The following is a 17,866-nucleotide window of genomic DNA, read 5'->3' as shown; positions in this document are numbered from 1 at the left end:
CTCCTGTTCCTCAGAACACGGCGACCAGCGCGCACAGGTCGTCGGCCGGATTCGCCGGCGGGAGCCTGCGCAGCAGATCGGGCAGGGAGCAGTCGTCGCCGATGCTCGCCAGCAGCGAGTCGGCGACGTCGTCGAGCCGGTCGTCTGGCCCACCTCCCGGCGGCTCGATCAGCCCGTCGGTGAAGAGCAGCAGCGTGTCGCGGCAGGCCATGGTCAGGGACGCCGTCTTGTACTCGGTCGCGACGCTGGCGCCGAGCAGCGCGCCGGTCGGCCGGTTCAATTCGCTGACCGCGCCACCGCGCACCAGCAGCGGCGCGGGATGCCCGGCCTGCGCCCAGGTCAGCACCCGCGTGGTCCGCTCGAACCGGGCGATGACCGCGGTCGCGGTGCGCGGCTGCTCACCGCGCCGGCCGTACAGCACCCGGTTGAGGTACCCGAGCAGCTCCGCCGGGTCGGTGGTGATGGTGACGGTCAGCGCGGCGAGCGCGTGTCGCAGTTCGACCATGGTCGCCGCCGCGGTGAGTCCGTGTCCCGCGACGTCGCCGACGGTGAGGATGACGCTGCCGTTGGGCAACGCAGTGGCGTCGTACCAGTCTCCGCCTACCGGTGCGCCGCGAGAGGCGGGTACGTACCGGACCGCGACCTGCAGGCCCGGCAGCATGAACGGCATCGCCGGCCCGGGCAGGATGATGTGCCGTAGCTGCTCGGTGAGTCGCCGCTCGGCCGCCAGCAGGCGCTGGTGCTCGGCGGCCACGCGCTGGTGCTCGGCGGCCGCCAGGCGCAGCGCCGCGTTCTCGGCCCGCAGGCGCGCCACGGTGGCCGCGAACACGCGCCTCTTCCCCGAAAGCCTCGGCAGGCCGGGCACCATGACTTGACGATGTCACACCCGGCGAGGGAGGAGAACCCCTTGCGACTACGGGACATCCGGACGGTGCACCACCCGGAAACCGTTGAGCGGCAAAGGTTGGCGCCCTTCCGGCGGAAGGGCGCCAACCTTTCGTACGCGCCTAGTAGACGCTCACGCCGTAGACGCTGAGCGGCTCGGTGACGGGCTGGAAGAACGTAGTGCCGCCGGTCCTGCAGTTGCCGCTGCCACCGGAGGTGAGCCCGAGCGCGGTACTGCCGGCGTAGAGCGAACCACCACTGTCGCCGCCCTCGGCGCAGACGGTCGTCCGGATCAGGCCGGTGACGGTGCCTTCGGCGTAGTTGACGGTCGCGTTCAGGGCGGTGACCTGGCCACTGTGGATGCCGGTCGTGCTGCCCCGCCGGGTCACCGTCTGCCCGACGTACGCGTTGCCGGCGGCGGTGATGTCCTGCGAGCCGACGGCGCCGGGCTTTGCGACCGAGGTGTCGGTGTACCGGACGATCCCGTAGTCGTTGCCGGGGAAGCTGGTTCCGGCGCGGGTACCGAGGACGGCACCGGAGCCGGTGGACCAGGTCGAGCCGATGTTGGTGCAGTGGCCGGCGGTCAGGAAGTAGTACGTGCTGCCGCTACGGACGTTGAACCCCAGCGAGCAGCGGGCGCTGCCGGTGTAGATGGCGTCACCGCCGGAGATGCGCGTACTGAACGTGCCGGGCGTGCTCTCCACCCGGACCGCGTCGCCGAGGCGGGCCACCGCGGCGTTGAGCTGGTCGAGCTTAGCTCCGGTGACGGTGCTGTCGGCGGTGACCACGACCTGGTTGGTGACCGGATCGGTGGCCCAGGCGGTTCCGGGGATCTTCGCCGTACGGTCCAGTTGTGTCATGGCGTCCGCCAGTTGGGCGGCGCTGTGGCTGACCCGCTTCGGGACGGCGCCGGCGGCGTGGACGGTCTGCGCGGCTGCGGGGTCGCTGACGGTCACGACCATCTTTCCGGTGACGGAGTCGAGGTAGGTGCCGGCTGACCGCTCCCCCAGCCCCGCCGCGAGGGCCTGGGCCTCGTCGGCGTTGGCTGCGGTCATGGCGGGGTCCGTTGCGGCCTGGGCGATGGATGGGACGAGCAGTGTTGCTGCCACGAGCCCGGCCGCTGCGATGGTGCGTACGGCGCGACGGGAGGACGACCTTGTGAGTCTCACGCGAACCTCCGGTGGTGAGGAGCTCCAGCTCACGCGGGCGTTCGGGGTTGAACGGTTACCGCGTACGGCGATGCTGCCATCCCATCGATCAATTTAGAATTGTCAATTTATGATGCGGGGGTTCGAGAAAGGGAAAACATTCTTCCCCCTTAAACGTTGCCGGCGTAACGACCCCCGGGAGACTTCGGGGGGCCGGTACCACCGACCCCCCGAAGCGTTACGCCCGCCGCGCGCCCACCGCTCAGCGGCGCTCGTCAAGCTGCTTACACGTCACGCACTGCGTGGCGGACGGGTACACGGCCAGCCGCGCCGGCGGGATCGGCTCGCCGCACCCTTCACACCAGCCGTAGCCACCCCGCTCCAGCCGCTCCAACGCCCGCTCGGCCTGCTCGATCCGCTCCTGGACCGCGTTGGCCAACGAGATCTCCTGCTCGCGATTGAACGCCTTGGTGCCGATGTCCACCACGTCGTCACCGGCGTCAGGCACCAGGAGTCCCCGCTCCTCGGTGGTGATGTCGGCGATCAGCTCGCGGTGCTCGAGACGCAACTCCGCCAGGCGCGCCTCGAGCGCGGCACGGATGTTCGCCGTCTGAACCTCGGCGCCCGTCGGCGCACCCACCCTCGCGCTGTCCACCTTCGCGCTGTCCACCTTCGCGCTATCCACCTTCGCCGGCCCGGCGTTGTCCGGCTCCGCCACCGCAAGGCCATTGGGCGCGTCCGGCAAAACCGTCGGTCCGGCAAGAGCGGTGGTGTCGGCTTCCATCAACATCGGCGCTCCCCATCAACGGCCCGCCGGTCCGCCGGTCGGGCGTGCTCGTCCCTGCCTTACTTCGGTGCTCGTCACCGCCTTGCGTCAACGCCGGCTCGGTGATCGCGCGTCGATGCCGGGGGCGGTACCCAAAGCAGGCCCAACCGAAACCAGTGTCGGAACTCTCCCATTCGGAGCAAACCTGCCGATGGGCACCGCGTGACCTCGTTAGCCCGCCCGCCCATCGACCCGCGCGCCCGTACGCGCGCCTTCGTCGAGGTGGCCGCGGCGACCCTGGACGCCGTCGCCGACCCGCAGCGGCTGACGGCCCTGGTCGTTGACCTGATCGGACAGATCGTCAACGCGCACGCCACGGTGTGGACCATCGCCGGCAACGGCGCACAGATGACCAGGCTGGCAAGCAGCCACTCCGAGGCGCAGCAAGCACGCCTGGAGTCCACGCTTCAGGAATGGCTCACCCACGCGGCCGACGGGACCGGTGCCGACTGGCTCGACGGCGCCACGCTACTGCCGCTCCGGCTGGGTGACCGGCTGGCCGGCGCGGTAGCGGTGTCCCGCCCGCACGGGGAGCCGCTCATCGACGACGACGTCGACTTCATCCACGACCTCGCCGACGTGGCCGGCGCGACGATGCGGAACGCGCGCGCACTGGCGGCCTCGACCGAGGCGGTCGAGGAGCTACGCCGGCAGGGCGAGCTGATGGAGCACATCTCCGACGCGCTGATCGCCTGCGACTCCGAGCGACGGATCGTGAACTGGAACGCCGGAGCGGAACGCGTCTACGGGTACCCGCGCGGCGAGGCACTGGGCTGCGACGTCTTCGCCCTCCTCGCGACGCGCTTCTGCACCGAGACCGGCGTGTCCGTGTCTGCCGACGAGGTGTTCGAGGAGCTTGCCGCCGCCGGTGAGTGGCGCGGCGAACTGCACGAGCGACGCGCCGACGGCGCACCGCTGACGATCATGTCTTCCCTGACCACCATGGCCGGGCCGATCAACGGGGACACTGGCATCGTCCTTGTGAACCGGGATGTCACCGAACAGCGGCGGGATCCGCGCGGCCCCCTGCACGACCCCCTGACCGGACTGCCCAACCGGCGGCTGCTGACCCACCTGCTCTACGAGGCACTGGCCCGGCGTCACCGCACCGGTTCGACGCTCGCCGCGCTCTTCGTCGGCCTCGACGCGTTCAAATCCATCAACGACATGTACGGCCACGCGGCCGGCGACGAAGTCCTCATCGAGACCGGACGACGCCTGGGCGAGGTGGTGCGCCACAGCGACTCGGTGTCCCGGCCGGGCGACGACGAGTTCGTCGTGATCCTGGAGGAGGCCGGGCGGCCGGAGAACATCCAGCGGGTGGCGCAACGGGTGACGGAGTCCCTGGCCCGACCGATCGATGTCGGCGGCCAGAAGGTCGAGGTGCGGGCGAGCATCGGGGTGGCCGTGGTGACCGCCCCGCAGGCCGACGGCGAGATAGCTCCGGAGACGCTCATCGACATCGCCGACGAGGCCATGTACGCGGCCAGGCACAGCCAGTCCGGCGTACGCTTCACCACCCTTCCGGACACCCAGGAGTACCACCAAGATGCCTAAATACGGCGCGTACCGGCGAGCCGCACAAAATAGGGGCAAATAACTGTTCTACTGTGCGGAACCGCTCGCATTCGCGATTGACCCGTGCCTCCGGCGGTTTTCCCAGGTCAAAGCGCGGCTCACGACAGGGAAATGACCTGATAGACGACATCAGTAGTCGGGACTATACGTAAAGTGACTGACATGGCGAACGTAGGGAGCACCCGGACCTGGGGGCGGACGATCCTCGCCGTCGACGACGAGGCCGACCTGCTCGAAGCGGTCCGGCGGGTACTCAGCCGGCAGGGGCACAACGTGCTCACCGCCGAGAGTCCGGCGGAGGCACTCGACGTGTGCCGCTACTACCCGGGCCGCATCGACCTGCTACTCACCGACATGCGGATGCCCGGCGGAAGCGGTACCGAACTGGCCGACCAGGCCCTCCGGCTGCGACCGGACCTCCCGGTTCTGTACATGTCGGGCCTCTACGACGCGTCGGACGACGCGCAGGGGGCATCGCGGTGGGTCGTGGCCAAGCCATTCACCCCCACGAGCCTCACCGAGGCGGTCGACAGCGCGATGGCCGCGCACGCCGGCTACTGACGCCGATCGACCACCAGCGTCAGCCGGTGTCGAGCGCCTGACGTACCGCTTCCAGCAGCACCGACTCGGAGAACGGCTTCTCCAGCAACGTCACGCCGGGCACGAGGGTGCCGCTGTTCGCGAGCACCTGCCGGGCATACCCGGATATGAACAGCACCTTGACCTCCGGCCGCTGCGCCCGGATCCGCTCGGCGACATCCTTGCCGAGCATCTTGGGCATCACCACATCGGTGATCAGCAGGTGGATCTCGCCGTCGTGATTTCCGACCAGTTCCAGGGCTTCCAGCGGCGAGCCGGTCATCAGTACCTCGTACCCGCCGCGCCGCAGGATGCGCTCGGCCACCGCACGGATCGCGGGCTCGTCCTCGACGACGAGGACCGTCTCGCCACGACCAACCGGCGCCCCCTCGACCACCGATGTCTCCACCTCGAGGCCACCCTCGTCGGTCACCGGCAGCAGCATCGTGAACGTGGTTCCGACACCCGGCTCGGACGTGATCTGCACGTCGCCGCCGGACTGCTTGACGATGCCGTACACCGTCGCGAGCCCGAGCCCGGTCCCCTCGCCCTTCGGTTTGGTGGTGAAGAACGGCTCGAAGGCGCGCGCGATGACGTCGCGCGGCATGCCGGTCCCCGTGTCCTCCACCTGGATGCGCACGTAACGGCCGGCGGGCACCCCGTACTCGTTGCCGACCACCATGTTGTCGGTACCGATCGTGAGCGTGCCGCCACCGGGCATCGCGTCGCGGGCGTTCACCGCGAGATTGACCAGAATCTGTTCGAGCTGGCCCGGGTCGGCCTTGACCGGCCACAGTCCGGGCAGCAGCCGCGTGACGAGCTGGACATGCTCGCTGATCGAGCGGACCAGCAACTCCTTGACGTCGGTGACGACCGCGTTGATGGACAGTACGCGGGGACGCACCACCTCTCGCCGCGCGAACGCGAGCAGCTGGCGGGTCAGCGCGATTCCCCGCTCGGTGGCGCGCTGGATCTGCTGCATGTCGCGGGCCACCGAGTGCCAGCGGTCCGGATCGGCGGTGGCCGCCGTCTCGAGCTCCTCGGATACGAATGCGGCGTAGTTGACGATCACCGCGAGCAGGTTGTTGAAGTCGTGCGCGACGCCGCCCGCAAGCTGTCCCAGACTCTCCATCCGCTGCGCCTGCTGCAGACGGTTCTCCAGCTGTTCCAACTGGGCCATCTCGTACAGCCGCTCCTGCTCACCGATGGCTCGACAGATCGTGGAGACACCGATGACGGCACCGCCCGCGTCGACGATCGGCGATACCGTCGCCGACACCTCCACGCGGTTGCCGTCGCTGCGCAACCGCCAGGCGCGGTAGCGCTCGACCCGCTCCCCCCGGCCGAGACAGGTGATGACCTTCTCCTCCTCGGCGCGCCGCTCGGGCGGCCAGAGCAGGCTCACGTGCTGGCCGATCATCGCGTCGGAGGCGTAGCCGAACAGCGCTTGTGCGGCCGGGTTCCAGGTCGTGACGACCCCGTCGAGGGTCATGCCGACGATCGCGTCGTGCGACGACTGCACGATCGCCGCTAGCAGCGTCTCGGTCTCCGCGGCGCAGCCGCGAACCGAATCCGCGACCCCCGTGGCGCAGCCGCGATCCTCACCAGGAAATTGGCGCGGCTGTCCCTCAGAGCGTTCACCCATTATCAATCACCAAACGTATTATCCAGACACTACCTTCATTTTGGTACAAGAGGGGTGAACTGGCCAGACCGGCGGGCCCGCCGGCTCTCGATGCCCGGGTCAGGTTCCGCGACATCGACCGGGTCCGCGACGAGCGTGCCGTCGCCGCCGATCCGTCGGCGCTGCCCAACGCGGCTGCCAGCCGGTCGGACAAGCGGATGCTGGTGTCGATTAGCCAGTACCTGGAGTCCAAGGCCACCGACCGGACCGAACCGGCGGTGTTGTTGAGCCGTTTTCAACAGGCGCGCCACCTCATGCCGGACACGCTACGCCGCTATGCCGATATGGCCGACACGGCCGCGCTCGTCGCGGTGCTCGCCGCCGGCGCTTGTGGCCCGCGACCTCGGCGACCGGGGACCGGTACTGGCGGCAGCGCGCTCGCTGCTGCACCGCGCGATCCATCCCAACTGACAGTTGCCGACAAGCTACTTTGTGTATCGCGCACCCCGGCCCGGCCGAGCTGCAATCGTATTCGCGTTCATAACTGTGTTGATTGTCTCGGTCCCCCCACGGTCCCGACATTGGGCCCGCGCGACAGTTAAGCGGCCCACATCCACAGGACACGCCCTCACCAGGCAGAACCGGCGGCCTACCAGCTCAAGTAGACGGTCACAAGGGTGCCCTGAAATGACGTTCTGCTATGCCACAAGAACGATGAGTAATCGCGACTTTCGCCGAAGTGAGGGAGCTAGCACCCGTATCGGACCCGGAGCACTTCCGATACCGCCAAGATCACGTTAGGTTGGTCTAGCCTGCTCGATAGTCGGCCACCCAACCGGGGTGGCAACGAGCCAGCACCGCCGAATCGCAACAGCCCGTCGCCGGACCATCGGCGCGGGTGTGAACCGGGGACCCAATCGACGGTCGAAGAACCGACCGTCACGGGGTGAATCCGCAGCTCGCTGCGGTAGGGCCACCTTCTTCCGGCCCGAACCCGTCAGCTAACTCGGTAGGCGGTAGGGAAGAAGGGTGTTTTGTGCCTGTAGTGCCACGACTGCTGCGCGCCGTGCTCCTGGGCGCGACGACGGCGGCCGTCCTCGCCCCTGCGGCGGCGGCCAACGCGGAGCCTTCCCCAGCCGAGTTGCAGCAGCAGATCAACCAGTCCTCCAGTGCGCTCGAAAAGGTCGTCGAGCAGTACAACGGGGTCGGTGAACAGCTGAAGACGACCCAGACCGCTGCCGACGCCCTCAATGCACAGTTGGCGCCGCTGCAGTCCAAGGTCGACTCGGCGTACGCCAACGTGGGAAAAATTGCCGTACAGGCGTACAAGGGCGGTGGCCCGTCGTCGATGGCGCTGCTGCTGTCAGACACGTCTCCCGGCACGCTCCTCGGCGACCTCACCTCGCTCAACCGCATCGCGAGCACCCAGCAGCGTGAGATCCAGGGCTACGCCCAGGCCAAGGAGCAGTACGACGCCGAGAAGAAGAAGCTCGACGATCTGCTCAACCAGCAGCGGGCGGCCCAGCAGAGCCTGGCCGACCAGAAGGCAAAGATCGAGGGCGATCTCGCCAAGCTGATGGAGCTGCGCCAGAAGGCCTTCGGGTCCGCGACCGCACCGAAGCCGGCCGCCGTCGCGGCCCCGAACATCGCCGGCAGCGCCGGCGCCGCGGTCCGCTTCGCGTACGGCGCCATCGGCAAGCCGTACGTCTACGCCGCGTCCGGACCCAACGGGTACGACTGCTCCGGACTCACCGCAGCGGCGTGGGAGTCGGCCGGCAAGTCCCTGCCGCACAACGCCGCGATGCAGTACAACCAGACCGCCCGCATCTCCCGTAGTCAGCTGCAACCCGGTGACCTGGTGTTCTACTCCGGGTTGGGGCACGTGGCGATCTACGTCGGCAACAACCAGGTGATCCACGCGCCGCAGCCCGGCGAGCACGTGAAGCTCGCCAGCGTCGACATGATGTCGCCGTACGGGTACGGCCGGGTTCGCTAAAGAGCACGTCACGATCGCGGGGGACTGGACACTCCGGTCCCCCGCGATCATGCTTTTCCGGTGAGTTGGGACCCCGCACAGTACGAGTTGTTCGGCGCGGAGCGGTCCCGCCCGTTCCACGACCTGGTCGCCCAGATCCCCACGTCCGCGCCGGCGCGCGTCGTCGACCTCGGCTGCGGCCCCGGTACCGTCACCGCCACGCTGGCCGACCGCTGGCCGGGCGCCCACGTGTACGGTCTCGACTCCTCATCGGAGATGATCTCGGCGGCGACCCGGCTCACCCGGCCCGGCCGGCTCGAGTTCGGCCTCGGCGACATCGCACAGTGGCGGCCCGCGCCGGAGTCCGTCGACGTGATCGTCTCCAACGCCGCCCTGCAGTGGGTACCCGATCACCTCGCCGCCCTGCCCGCCTGGGCGGCAGCGCTGCGCCCGGGCGGCGCGCTGGCGATCCAGGTGCCGACGATCGACGACACGCCAGCGGCGGAGGTCTTCCGCGCGGTCACCCGCGCACCGGAGTGGGCCGACCGGCTGCGCGCGGCGGCGTCCGCCACCGGCCCACGCAGCGTCAATCCGGTGCGCCCGGTCGACGAGTACCTCGACGTACTGTTCGGCAGCGGACTGGCCGTCAACGCCTGGCAGACGACGTACCTGCACATCCTGCCCGGCACCGACCCGGTGCTCAAATGGTTCTCCGGCACCGGCCTGCGGCCCTACCTGGACGCGCTGGCCGGCGATCCGGCAGCAGCCGCCCGCTTCCGCGCCGACGTGGCGCAGCGGCTGCGCCAGGAGTACCCGCGCCGCGACTACGGCACGGTGCTGCCCTTCCCACGCCTGTTCCTCGTCGCCAGCCGGCCCGCATAGACCAGCCCGCCCGCATAGACCCGCCCGCCCGTATAGACGCGAAAGAGCCGGCCCCGGTAAACCGGGGCCGGCTCTTGTCGGCTAAGCGAAGTTGGCTCAGGCGGCCTGCATGCCCTCTGCGCGAGCGAGCTCACGCAGCCGGCCGAGGGCCTGAATCTCCAGTTGGCGGATCCGCTCCCGCGACAGCGAGAACCGGGATGCCACCTCGGTCAGGGAGTGCTCCCGACCGTCCTCGAGCCCGTACCGCGCCCGCATGATGCCGGCGGACCGGTCATCCAGGTGGTTCAGCAGGCTCTCGATTCGCTGGCGCTCGAGAGCCGCCAGGACCAGGTCTTCCGGCGAGGGCGCGTCCGAGTCGGCAACCAGGTCGCCGAGGTTCGTGTCGCCGTCGTCGCCGACCGGGGTGTCAAGCGAGACCGTGTCCTGCGACCAGCGCTTAAGCTCGTTGACTCGCTCCACGGGTACGCCCAGAGCTGCTGCCAGCTGCTCCGGCTCCGGCTCGTTGCCGTGCTCACGGGTGAGCTGGCGCGCCACGCTGCGCATCCGGTTGACGTCCTCCACCAGGTGCACCGGCAGCCGTACCGTGCGCTCCTGCTGAGCGATCGCCCGGCTGATCGCCTGACGGATCCACCACGTGGCGTACGTCGAAAACTTGTACCCGCGTACGTAGTCGAATTTCTCCACTGCCCGGACCAGGCCGGTGTTGCCCTCCTGGATCAGGTCGAGCATCGGCATGCCGGACCGGACGTACCGGCGGGCAATCGACACGACCAACCGCAGGTTGGCTCGGATGAACTGGTCCTTCGCACGCTCACCGTCCGTGACCAGGCGCTCGAGCTCGCTGCGGGTGGCCTCCTTGAACGACTCCCCGTTCCCCAGCAGCTGCTCCGCGTAAAGCCCGGCTTCAACAGCCTTGGCGAGTACGACCTCCTGCGCGGCGTCGAGAAGCGGCGTCTTGGAGATCTCGTGCAGGTATACGCCGACCAGGTCGCGCTCCTCAGCGACCTCGCCCGTCCGCATCGCCGTCATGTTCTCCACTTCGGGCCCTCCCCCGTCGTCTTATCGCGTGCCCGCGCTGTCCGCTCTCAAACCGGACACCCCCCGGGTGCTGCCCCCTTCACAACAGGAAAGGTCTCCGTTTGATTCCAGTTCACCCATCAATCCACGTACCGACCGATGAGATGTACACCACTTACCCAAACGCGCGGGGAGCTGCACAGGTTCAGTTGAGTTCAAAAGAGTTCGTCACGGCCGTCCGGACGGATGCCCTGGTACAGGTATCACTTCGTCCAGATCCCCGGCACTCTGAGAACAACGCTCAAGACGCTAGGAGAATTCCCCCGAGACGGCATCAAAACCGACAGCTAAAGATCAAGACGTACGGTCGTGCCACTTTTCCAGCAGGCTGACCTCGTCCTCCGGGGAGAGTCCGGCGTCGGTGCCGGCCGCCGCGGGCAAGGTGCGCAGCGAGGCGATGGTGTCCCGGGCGGTCTCGGCGACGTCACGGGTCCGCAGGCCGGCGTCGAGGGACGCGGAGACGTCGCGGCTGAGGAATCCGGCGTACTCGGGCAGCGGCAGCCACAGCGGAAGCGACCGCTCCCCCATCCAGGGCCGTACGCCTTCCGACAGCAAGAACTCCTGGTCAACCCAGGTCAGCTGGACTCTGCTCGCCACGCCCACCGCAACGTGGGTCAGGAAATGCTCGCGGCCGACCGGCCTGCCGATCCCGTCGTAGACCCCGGCGAGGCGGTCCCGTCCCGCCCGCACCAGCCAGTCGGCCAGGTCCCGCACGTCGATGTACTGCACCAGATCGTCGGGCGAGCCCGGCGCGAGCACCTCGCCGCCGCGCGCCAACCGGGTGACCCAGTAATCGAAGCGGTTGGTGTCGTCCCCGGGCCCGATGATCAGTCCGGCCCGACAGATGAAAGTCCGGTCGGCGCCGAAGCCGTCCACGAAGGTGCGCTCACCGGCGACCTTGCGGGCGCCGTAGGACTCCGCTTCCGCGGGATCGTCGACCTCCGGCGGTGCCGGGTCGAGTGCCGGCGCGTCCGCGGCCCGCTGGCCCGGTGTGCGCTGGTCGGCGTACGCCGAGCAACTCGACACGTAGACGGCGTGGCCGACGCGCGGCGCCAACTCGGCCACCGCCCGGCGAACGTGGCTGGGCTGCCGTGCCACGTCGATGAGCGCGTCGAACTCCAGCCCGCGCAGCGGGGCCAGGCCATCGGCCGCGTCGCGGTCGACCCGCACGAACCTCGCATCGCTCTCCGGCTCACCGGAGACACCGCGCGCGGCGCACGTCACATCGTGACCGGCCGCGAGCGCCGCGCGGACAACGGCCCGGCCGAGAAAGGCGGTCCCGCCCAGTACGAGTAGTCGCATACCCCTGGAGCCTGCCCGACTTCCGCCAGTACCGACAGGACCGTTCGCCACAGGCGGACGCTCACTGATGCCACACGTACATCAGGACCCGGTTGACCGCGTACAGCGCGACGAGCGCCGCCGCGAGCCAGAGACGGCCGGCGAAGGCCAGCGCGGCAGCGGCGGCGCCGAACCACAGAAGCTCGAAGACGAGCTTCGCCGCGCCCGGCATCGGCACAGCGGCCTTCGGTGCGGCGAACAGTCCCCACAGCACCGCGGCGACGACGGGTGTGCCGAGGCCGAGCAGCACTTTCAGCTGCAGACCGGATCCGGCAACAAACCCCCAGTACCCGAACGCGGCGAGGCCGGCCAGCTCAAGCGCGAACCGCAGGGCCAGGTTGGCGTACCGCATCAGGCGCGCACCCGCGTCATAGCCAGCAAATTTAGATGAGCGATTTTCGTGGTCAAGCCACCACCCCGGCGAGCTCAAGCGGATGCAGCAAGCTCGGCTGGCAGTGCCTCCACAGTAGAAGCCGGGTCGGCCGCCGGAGAGCGGCCGACCCGGCTTTTTTGGCAGGCGACTCCAGCGGCCCTGGCCGCTATGCTCGGCGACAACGCGTCGAGGCGAGGGTGCGCTGGGTGACGGAGGGAGATCCGCGTGGAGCGGCCGACCTGGGCTCCGGAGGACGTCAACGTCGAGCGACCGAGCGTGGCCCGCGTCTACGACTACTACCTCGGTGGATCGCACAACTTCGCGGTGGACCGGGAGTTCGCCGAACAGGTGATGCAGGCGATGCCCGACGCCCCGGCGGCCGCGCAGGAGAACCGGGCGTTCCTGCGGCGGGCGGTGCGCTATCTGTGCGGTCTCGGCATCCGTCAATTCATCGATCTCGGCTCGGGGATCCCGACGGTCGGCAACGTGCACGAGGTGGCGCAGAGCACTGACCCGACCGCCGAGGTGGTCTACGTCGACATCGACCCGGTCGCGTACGCGCACAGTCGCGCGATCCTCGCCAACAATCCACATGCGACGGTGATTCGGGCCGACCTGCGCCAGCCGGCGGGAGTGCTCGCCGACCCGAAGCTTCGCGAGCACATCGATTTCGATCAACCGGTTGGTCTCCTGCTGGTCGCCGTGCTGCACTTCGTACCCGACTCCGACCGCCCGGCCGACATCGTGGCCGGGTACTCCGGCGCGATCGCACCGGGCAGTCACCTCGTGGTGTCCCACATGGGCGCCGAAGGGTTGGACAGTTCCCAGGACCAGGCGCTGGGCCTGTACAAACGCTCCTCGACGCCGATCGTCCCCCGGACCGCGGACGAACTGTCCAGCCTGTTCGGCGACCTCACCCTGGTCGAACCGGGGGTGGTTCGACTGTCCGAATGGCGACCGGAGTCGCCCGATGAGCCCGCCGCCCGCGAGAACCCGGCACTGGCGGCGGTGGCCCGGAGGGATTGATCCAACACCCTCCGTTGCATTTCATTAACGTAAGGAAACCCTTCAATCAACGCTGCGCCGTACCCGTTCCCTCCCGCTTGACCAACCCGTATGCTCGCAACGCTTGCTTGTACGGAAACCGGGGAGGGAGTTTTCGTGAGGCGGCCGAACCGGGTTCCGAGCCACGTCGAAGTGGACCGGCTACAGTCACTCACGTTTATGCATCCTCGTGCGGCGGCTGACGCCCCGTCATCGCCGACCACCGATTCGCCCCACCGGAACTCGATGCCATGCCCGACGTGACCAGTCAAGTGCGAGCGCGGCAGGAATCCGGCAGCGCGGGGCCGGACGGCGAGGTGGCAACCGTGCCGGCCGCCCAGCCGGAGCCGGCCGTCCGCGCCGCCCCCGGACCGACACCGGAGCGGCTCGCGCGAGCCTGGGCGCGCGCCATAGCCGGGACGAGCTTCGTCTCCATGACCCCGGCGGAGTTGCGCTCGTACCTGACCGGCCTGGCCGCCCGGCTGCTGTCGGCCGCGACCGCGGACACCTTCGAGGCGTCGGTCGGGTTCGAGGTGGGGGTGGCACTCGTCAAGGCGCACTTCACGCAGCCGGCATCGCTCGATCACACACTGCGCGTACTCACCGAGCAACTGAGCGACGTCGGCGAATGCACCCGCGCGCCGGCGCTGCAGAGCGCTCTGGCAGCGGGGTACGCGCATGCGCTGCGTGAGCGGACCCTCGCCGAGCAGGAGGAGATCCGCGCCGCCGCGATGCTGGCCCGCTCCGAGGCGGAGGCGGCGCGCTGGGCGAGCGAGGCCCGCTTCCAGGCGGTCTTCGCCGGCGCGGTGATCGGGATCGCGATCGCCGACATCGAGGGCAAGATCGTCGACGTCAACCAGACCACCTGCGACATGCTCGGGTACACCGTCGACGAGTTCCGCCAACTCACGGTGGACGAGTTCATCCACCCCGAGGACGCCCCCGGCATCTGGGACGCCTACCGGGCACTCACGCGCGGCGAGCGGGAGCACTTCCGGCTGGAGAAGCCGTACTACCGCAAGGACGGCCAGATCGTGTGGACCGATCTCGCCGTCTCCCTCATCCGCGACCAGGACGGACAGCCTCGGTACGTCGTCACCATGGTCGAGGACATCACCGAGCGGCACCACCTCCAGACCCGGCTGCGCCATCAGGCCCTGCACGACCCGCTGACCCAACTGCCCAACCGGACGCTCTTCTTCGAACGCCTCGGCCAGATCCTCGACGACGCCGACGACGACGCCCGAGTCGGCGTCTGCTACCTCGATGTCGACGGTTTCAAGATGATCAATGACACCCTCGGCCACGACATGGGCGACTACCTGTTGCTGGCGGTCGCGCGCCAGCTGCACTCCTCGATCTCGGGTCCGGGACAGCTCGTCGCGCGTACCGGCGGTGACGAGTTCGTCGTCCTCGTCGAGCGCTCCGCCGGGCCGGACCAGCTCGTCGAGATCGCCGAGGCCGCGCTCGCCGCCGTTCGCGCGCCGGTCCAGCTCGGTGGGCACGAGATCACCGTCTCCGCCAGCGTCGGGGTGGTCGAGCGCGCCGCCCACACCACCAGCGCAACCGAGCTGATGAAGGCGGCCGACACGACGCTGCACTGGGCGAAGCGGGACGGCAAGAACCGCTGGGCGCTCTTCGATGCCGACCGCCACGCCCGCGAGGTGACCAAGTTCGAACTGTCCGCCGGCCTGCCCGCCGCGCTCGAACGCGGCGAGTTCCTCGTCGAGTACCAGCCGCTGGTCCGGCTGGAGGACGAGACGGTGATGGGCGTCGAGGCACTCGTGCGGTGGCGACACCCGAAGCTCGGGCTGCTGGGGCCGGACCGGTTCATCGAGCTGAGTGAGGAGACCGGCCTGATCGTCCCGCTCGGACAGTGGGTGCTGGGCGAGGCCTGCCGCCAGGCCGCCGCCTGGCGGCAGCAGTACCCGGACATCGACCTGGTTACCAGCGTCAACCTGGCCGTCCGGCAGGTTCAGGACCCGAGCATCGTCGCGGAGGTCAGCGCCATCCTGGAGCAGACCGGGCTCGACCCGGGCAGCCTGCAGCTGGAGCTGACCGAGAGCGCTGTCATGGGTACCTCCGGGCGGCCGCTGGAGACCCTGCACGCGCTGGCCCGCCTCGGGGTCAAGATCGCGATCGACGACTTCGGCACCGGGTACTCCAACCTGGCGTACCTGCGCAGCCTGCCGGTACACAGCCTCAAGCTGGCCGGCTCCTTCGTCGCCGGGCTACGGCCGCCGGACTGCCCCGACCCGGTCGACAAGGAGATCGTGGCGACCCTCATCAAACTGGCGCACACGCTGCACCTGACGGTCACGGCGGAGGGCGTGGAGACGCGGGAGCAGGCCGCCCGGCTACGCACGCTGGGCTGCGACACCGCACAGGGCTGGCACTACGCGATGCCCGGGCCGCCCGAGCATGTCCTCGCGCTGCTGGAGTCGTCGGTGTGCCAGCCCTCCCCCGCTATCTAGGGCTCAGACCTCGTCCCAGCGGAACAGCCTCGCCGCCACCAGCGAGACCACGATCGCGAAGCCGGCGAGGATCCCCAGCTCGGGAAGTACCGACTCAGGCCCCTTGCCGCGAACCATGACGTCGAGCAACGCCTGGTTCAGGTGCCGCAGCGGGAAGATCTCCGCCAGGGTCTGGACCCACTTCGGCGTGATGTCCAGCGGGAAGAACGAGCCGGACAGGAACGCCATCGGAAGGACGACCAACTGGGCGATCATGTTGGCCGTCTCCTGGGTCTTCGCCCACGCGCCGGCGAGCAGGCCGATCGACAGGAACGCCAACGTGCCGACCAGGATCACCGGAATCGACATCCACCAGTAGCTCGACAACTGCAGTCCGAAGTACGGCAGCGTCGCCACCGCCAGGAAGATGGCCGTCTGCGCCAGCGCGATACCGACGCTGACGCCGACCCGGGCGCCGATCACCGAGACGGTGCTGACCGGGGACAGGCGCAGCCGGCGCAGGATCCGCTTCTCCCGCCACGTCACCAGCGTCATGGCCGCCCCGAAGGTGGCACCGGTGGCGAGCGCCCAGCCGAGCAGGCCGGGGGTGACGAACTGGATGGTCTTCAGCGACTTGTCCTCGACCTGCTGCGCCTGGAACTCGAACCGGGCCGGAATCGGGGAGACGGCTATGTTGGCCTGCTGGACCAGCGAGGCCAGCACCCCGCGCACGGTGCCGGAGCGCACCTGGTCAGCCGCAGAGTAGTGCACAACCACGGTGTCGCCCTGCTGCTCGACCGCGGCGGCGTAGTCGCCCTTGCGCACCGCGTCGACGGCCATCTGCCGGTCGGTCATCTTCGTGACCTCGAGGACCTTGTCCAGGTCGGCCTTTGCCTCGGCCGGCACCTGGTCGATGACGGCGACCGGGCCGACCTCGATCACCTTCGACCGGGACACGCCCTGGTTCTTCATCAGGCCGCCGAAGACGATCAGGAACATCAGCGGGAACAGGATCGTGAAGAACAGGGCGGCGCGGTCCCGGACGAACCCGAGGAGCATCGCCCGGGACAGACTGATGAAGCCACTGCTCATGCGCGGTACTCCCGGCCGGTGAGATTGAGGAAGACATCTTCGAGCGTGGCGCCGCGCACCGATAGCCCGCGCAGCGCGTTGCGCTCCGCGAGCGAGGCGAGCACCGGCGCCGGGGTACGGGTGACGAGGGTCAGCGAGACGCCGTCGTCGTCGACCTCGGCGCCCTGGAACAGCCGGCGCGCCTCGTCGACCGCGATCGCGCCCGTCTCGATGGTGATGCGGGTGGCCGAGTCGAGCCCGCGGACGAGCTCAGCCGGTGGCCCGGACTGCAGGATCCGTCCGTGATCCATGATCGCCACCCGGTCGCAGAGGATCTCCGCCTCGTCCATGTAGTGGGTGGTGAGAACGATCGTCCGGCCCTGCGTGTTGATCGCCCGCAGCAGATCCCACAGGTTACGGCGGGCCTGCGGGTCGAGCGCGGCCGTGGGCTCGTCGAGGAAGACCAGCTCGGGGTCGTGTACGAGCGCGCAGGCGATGGAGAGCCGCTGCATCTGGCCGCCCGACAGCTTCTCGGCCCGAACCTCAGCCTTGTCGGCGAGCCCGACCAGCTCGAGCATGTCGTCGGCCTTCTTCGACCCGACCCCGTACAGCGAGGCGAACGTGCGGATCTGCTCGCGCGCGGTCAACCGCTCGAAGAACGACGACGCCTGCTGCTGAACCCCGATACGGGGCAGCAGTGCCGCGTTGCGCGGCCATGGCGCCTGGCCGAGCAGCCGCACCTCGCCGGCGTCCGCCTTACGCAATCCCTCCACGATCTCCAGGGTCGTCGTCTTACCCGCCCCGTTCGGGCCGAGAATGCCGAAGAACTCTCCGGCCTCCACCTCGAACGAGACGCCGTCGACGGCCTTGACCTCTCCGTACGCTTTGTGTAGCCCTTGGACCACGATGGTCGATGCCATGGCTGGCAGGCTAGCGGGCCCGATCACCTGACCGTCGCACAACAAGCCGTACGTTCGTACTGCGTTACCGACTGTTCAGCTGGGGGCCCG

Annotated in this window: 16 protein-coding genes and 1 riboswitch; of the genes, 7 read left to right on the top strand and 9 right to left on the bottom strand. The window is 69.0% G+C overall.

From position 1 onward, the window contains the following. Positions 1–10: 10 nt before the first annotated feature. The 3 genes from HC028_RS19755 to HC028_RS19745 form a co-directional block, all read right to left on the bottom strand. Positions 11–829, bottom strand: a complete 819-nt coding sequence (locus tag HC028_RS19755) for a PP2C family protein-serine/threonine phosphatase (protein ID WP_168078860.1) — start codon at positions 827–829, stop codon at positions 11–13. A gap of 178 nt (positions 830–1,007) precedes the next feature. Continuing rightward, positions 1,008–2,054 (bottom strand): S1 family peptidase, encoded by a 1,047-nt coding sequence (locus tag HC028_RS19750; RefSeq protein ID WP_168078859.1) that lies wholly within the window; start codon positions 2,052–2,054, stop codon positions 1,008–1,010. A 241-nt stretch (positions 2,055–2,295) separates the two neighbouring features. Then, positions 2,296–2,703, bottom strand: coding sequence for a TraR/DksA family transcriptional regulator (locus tag HC028_RS19745; RefSeq protein ID WP_373313961.1), 408 nt, complete (start codon positions 2,701–2,703; stop codon positions 2,296–2,298). 318 nt (positions 2,704–3,021) lie between these two features. Here HC028_RS19745 and HC028_RS28540 point away from each other — a divergent pair, with 318 nt between their 5' ends. Next, positions 3,022–4,416 carry a sensor domain-containing diguanylate cyclase gene (locus tag HC028_RS28540; RefSeq protein ID WP_168078858.1) on the top strand — a complete coding sequence of 465 codons (1,395 nt, stop codon included), beginning with the start codon at positions 3,022–3,024 and terminating at the stop codon, positions 4,414–4,416. Between the two features lie 183 nt (positions 4,417–4,599). Next, positions 4,600–4,998 carry a response regulator gene (locus HC028_RS19735; protein ID WP_168078857.1) on the top strand — a complete coding sequence of 133 codons (399 nt, stop codon included), beginning with the start codon at positions 4,600–4,602 and terminating at the stop codon, positions 4,996–4,998. Between the two features lie 19 nt (positions 4,999–5,017). Here the strand turns inward: HC028_RS19735 and HC028_RS19730 are convergent, their stop codons facing one another. Continuing rightward, the gene (locus HC028_RS19730; RefSeq protein WP_168078856.1) at positions 5,018–6,661 is read right to left on the bottom strand and encodes a hybrid sensor histidine kinase/response regulator; all 1,644 of its coding nucleotides are present in this window, start codon (positions 6,659–6,661) and stop codon (positions 5,018–5,020) included. On the opposite strand from HC028_RS19730, the gene HC028_RS28770 reads away from it, so the two are divergent. The 3 genes from HC028_RS28770 to HC028_RS19720 all read left to right on the top strand — a co-directional run bounded on the left by HC028_RS28770 (position 6,628) and on the right by HC028_RS19720 (position 9,497). Further along, positions 6,628–7,242, top strand: coding sequence for a DICT sensory domain-containing protein (locus HC028_RS28770; protein ID WP_373313960.1), 615 nt, complete (start codon positions 6,628–6,630; stop codon positions 7,240–7,242). The genes HC028_RS19730 and HC028_RS28770 overlap by 34 nt on opposite strands. A 267-nt stretch (positions 7,243–7,509) precedes the next feature. Next, a riboswitch (cyclic di-AMP (ydaO/yuaA leader) is annotated at positions 7,510–7,671 on the top strand. Positions 7,672–7,676: 5 nt separating this feature from the next. Next, on the top strand, positions 7,677–8,636 hold the full coding sequence (locus HC028_RS19725; protein ID WP_239075560.1) for a C40 family peptidase: 960 nt from the start codon (positions 7,677–7,679) through the stop codon (positions 8,634–8,636). Between the two features lie 60 nt (positions 8,637–8,696). Beyond that, on the top strand, positions 8,697–9,497 hold the full coding sequence (locus tag HC028_RS19720; protein WP_168078855.1) for a methyltransferase domain-containing protein: 801 nt from the start codon (positions 8,697–8,699) through the stop codon (positions 9,495–9,497). Positions 9,498–9,593: 96 nt separating this feature from the next. Here the strand turns inward: HC028_RS19720 and HC028_RS19715 are convergent, their stop codons facing one another. From HC028_RS19715 to HC028_RS19705, 3 genes are all read right to left on the bottom strand, one after another. Further along, positions 9,594–10,526 (bottom strand): sigma-70 family RNA polymerase sigma factor, encoded by a 933-nt coding sequence (locus HC028_RS19715; RefSeq protein WP_168078915.1) that lies wholly within the window; start codon positions 10,524–10,526, stop codon positions 9,594–9,596. 342 nt (positions 10,527–10,868) lie between these two features. Beyond that, entirely contained in the window at positions 10,869–11,876 is a 1,008-nt protein-coding gene (locus HC028_RS19710) for an NAD-dependent epimerase/dehydratase family protein (RefSeq protein ID WP_168078854.1), read from the bottom strand. Between the two features lie 61 nt (positions 11,877–11,937). Continuing rightward, entirely contained in the window at positions 11,938–12,267 is a 330-nt protein-coding gene (locus HC028_RS19705; protein ID WP_168078853.1) for a YrdB family protein, read from the bottom strand. A 246-nt stretch (positions 12,268–12,513) separates the two neighbouring features. Here HC028_RS19705 and HC028_RS19700 point away from each other — a divergent pair, with 246 nt between their 5' ends. Next, positions 12,514–13,314, top strand: coding sequence for an SAM-dependent methyltransferase (locus HC028_RS19700; RefSeq protein ID WP_168078852.1), 801 nt, complete (start codon positions 12,514–12,516; stop codon positions 13,312–13,314). 428 nt (positions 13,315–13,742) lie between these two features. Further along, a complete protein-coding gene (locus HC028_RS19695) occupies positions 13,743–15,806 on the top strand; it encodes a putative bifunctional diguanylate cyclase/phosphodiesterase (protein WP_420850190.1) in 2,064 nt (687 codons plus the stop codon). Positions 15,807–15,809: 3 nt separating this feature from the next. Here HC028_RS19695 and HC028_RS19690 read toward each other — a convergent pair whose 3' ends face one another. Both HC028_RS19690 and HC028_RS19685 read right to left on the bottom strand, forming a co-directional pair. After that, positions 15,810–16,877 carry an ABC transporter permease gene (locus HC028_RS19690; protein ID WP_168078851.1) on the bottom strand — a complete coding sequence of 356 codons (1,068 nt, stop codon included), beginning with the start codon at positions 16,875–16,877 and terminating at the stop codon, positions 15,810–15,812. Continuing rightward, positions 16,874–17,776: an ABC transporter ATP-binding protein gene (locus tag HC028_RS19685; protein ID WP_168078850.1), complete on the bottom strand. Its 903-nt coding sequence runs from the start codon at positions 17,774–17,776 to the stop codon at positions 16,874–16,876. Before HC028_RS19685 ends, HC028_RS19690 begins: the two co-directional genes overlap by 4 nt. Between the last annotated feature and the right edge of the window lie 90 nt (positions 17,777–17,866).

This window comes from Planosporangium flavigriseum, from assembly GCF_011947225.1.
GTDB classification, from domain to species: domain Bacteria; phylum Actinomycetota; class Actinomycetes; order Mycobacteriales; family Micromonosporaceae; genus Planosporangium; species Planosporangium flavigriseum.
The sequence above is the reverse complement of the archived record's forward strand: the minus strand, read 5'-3'. Positions and strand labels throughout refer to the sequence as shown.